This is a genomic window from Arthrobacter sp. Br18, from assembly GCF_000520555.1.
Taxonomy (GTDB): Bacteria; Actinomycetota; Actinomycetes; order Actinomycetales; family Micrococcaceae; genus Arthrobacter_D.
On record NZ_KI914870.1, the window covers coordinates 8,480 to 10,595 of the forward strand.

Genomic DNA, 2,116 nt, shown 5'->3' on the forward strand with positions numbered 1-2,116 from the left:
CTCGCCGTCGGCACCAGCCGTCACGAGGCCCGTTGCGTCGAAGCCTGCCGTTGCCTCGAAGCCTGCGGCAACTGCAACTGCAACTGCACCTGCACCTGCGGCTACGGCTCCTGCGCCGGCGAAACCGACAGCTATGCCGAAGCCGGTCGCAGCGCCGAAACCGGGTGGAGCTCCGAAACCAGGGTCCGCCGGCAAGCCGGCTGGCACTCCAAGACCTGCCGGCAGGACCGCTCCGACCAAGAGCGAGCCGAGCGGGCCAAAGCCGGAAAGCACCGAGTAGGCGCTTTCTACTGTCGGGTATTCCCGGCACGTAAGAAAAACCAGCAGGCGCCCCTGGGTGCCGCCCGTGGGTGACTGCCCACGGCTATCAGAAGGAGATCGGTTCCTATGCCGAAGATGAAGACCCACAGTGGCGTCAAGAAGCGCTTCAAGCTGACGGGCAGTGGAAAGCTCAAGCGCCAGCAGGCCAACCGCCGTCATTACCTGGAGCACAAGTCCTCCACGCTGACGCGCCGACTGGCCAGCGACAAGATCGTTTCGAAGGCCGATACCAAGGTCATCAAAAAGATGCTGGGCATCTAACACCCAATCAACCAATCCGGAGAAGCTCCGCAGCCGTTCGCGGGTGGGAGCTGCAGCCGTCAGGCTGTACCGGGAGATCTACTGAAGGAGTACGCACGTGGCACGTGTGAAAAGGGCGGTCAACGCCCACAAGAAGCGCCGGGTTATCCTTGAGCGCGCCAAGGGCTACCGCGGACAGCGTTCACGGCTGTACCGCAAGGCCAAAGAGCAGCTGCTGCACTCGTTCGTGTACAGCTACGGTGACCGCCGCAAGCGCAAGGGCGATTTCCGACGCCTGTGGATCCAGCGGATCAACGCCGCGTCCCGCGCCAACGGCCTCACCTACAACCGTCTGATCCAGGGCCTGAAGGCCGCCGAGATCCAGGTCGACCGCCGGATGCTCGCGGACCTCGCTGTCACCGACGGCGCCGCCTTCGCCGCCCTGGTACAGATCGCCAGGAACGCGCTACCCGCGGACACCTCCGCGCCTGTCGTCACCGAGGCCAGGGCCGTCAAGGCACCCCGCGCTTCCAAGGCCCCGGCAAAGGCCTAGGTTGACGGCCGGTTTCCACCGGCAGCAACCAACGGATCCATGAATACCGACGGACGCCCCCAGTCGCCGATGTCCAACCCCCGAGCCGATCGGGTGAAGGAAGTCGCACGCCTTGCGGGGCGTCCGTCGCGTTTAAGGCAGGGCCGCTTCCTGGCGGAGGGCCCGCAGGCCGTCCGCGAGGCCCTGGCCCTGCACGCAGAGCGGACAGCGGCGGGTGAACCTCCCGTCGTGGAGGAAGTGTTCGCCACCGAAGATTTTCTCCAACGGCATCCCGGCCTTGCCGGGAAGCCGGCACCCCGGCCGGTCACCGGGGAAGTCCTCGCGGCCATGTCCTCCACCGTGACGCCTCAGGGCGTGATCGCGGTCTGTTCCTTCATCGACGTGACGCTTCAGCACATGCTCGCCGCCAGGCCCCGCCTGATCGCGGTGATGGCGGAAGTGCGGGATCCCGGTAATGCCGGCACGATCCTCCGCGCAGCCGACTCAGCCGGGGCCGACGCCGTCGTGCTCTCCGCTTCCAGCGTGGACTTGTACAACCCCAAAACGGTCCGCTCCACGGCGGGGTCGCTGTTCCATCTCCCGGTGGTACTCGGCGCGGACCTGGACATCCTGCTGTCCGAGCTGAGGAAGCAGGGCATCTCAGTGCTGGCCGCCGACGGTTACGGTGACGTCGACCTCGACCTCCTGCAGGACGCAAGTGCACGGCGGCGGCTCAACGAGCCGTCCCCTGCAGCGGCACCTGCTTCAGCCGAAGCTGACCAGGGGCGAAGCGACACGTCCGACGACGGCGCCCGCCTGGAGGCGCCCACGGCCTGGCTGTTCGGCAACGAGGCGCAGGGCCTCCCCGACGCCGTGCTCGGCGGAGCGGACCACCGCGTGGCGGTGCCGATCTACGGCCGGGCCGAAAGCCTCAACGTCGGCACGGCGGCGACCGTGTGCCTGTACGCGTCAGCGCGAGCGCAGCGGCTCGGCTGACTCCCGAAGCCACTAGGCTTGAGCCAC

4 protein-coding genes are annotated in these 2,116 nt (G+C 67.2%); 3 read left to right on the plus strand and 1 reads right to left on the minus strand.

All coding sequences use genetic code 11. The features are described 5' to 3' along the window. The coding region (locus Y704_RS24855; RefSeq protein ID WP_216698977.1) for a hypothetical protein at window positions 1-195 on the minus strand (195 nt) is incomplete at its 3' end. Between the two features lie 192 nt (window positions 196-387). On the opposite strand from Y704_RS24855, the gene rpmI reads away from it, so the two are divergent. The 3 genes from rpmI to Y704_RS0111555 all read left to right on the plus strand — a co-directional run bounded on the left by rpmI (window position 388) and on the right by Y704_RS0111555 (window position 2,089). Continuing rightward, window positions 388-582 carry a 50S ribosomal protein L35 gene (gene rpmI / locus Y704_RS0111545; RefSeq protein ID WP_026531962.1) on the plus strand — a complete coding sequence of 65 codons (195 nt, stop codon included), beginning with the start codon at window positions 388-390 and terminating at the stop codon, window positions 580-582. Between the two features lie 97 nt (window positions 583-679). Then, window positions 680-1,114: a 50S ribosomal protein L20 gene (gene rplT, locus Y704_RS0111550; protein ID WP_026550237.1), complete on the plus strand. Its 435-nt coding sequence runs from the start codon at window positions 680-682 to the stop codon at window positions 1,112-1,114. A gap of 39 nt (window positions 1,115-1,153) precedes the next feature. Then, window positions 1,154-2,089 (plus strand): TrmH family RNA methyltransferase, encoded by a 936-nt coding sequence (locus Y704_RS0111555; protein WP_026550238.1) that lies wholly within the window; start codon window positions 1,154-1,156, stop codon window positions 2,087-2,089. Window positions 2,090-2,116: the final 27 nt, after the last annotated feature.

Bases quoted from the DNA above. Each gene is read 5' to 3' on its own strand.
- rpmI (WP_026531962.1), top strand. From the start codon at position 388: ATGCCGAAGATGAAGACCCACAGTGGCGTCAAGAAGCGCTTCAAGCTG.
- Y704_RS0111555 (WP_026550238.1), top strand. From the start codon at position 1,154: ATGAATACCGACGGACGCCCCCAGTCGCCGATGTCCAACCCCCGAGCC.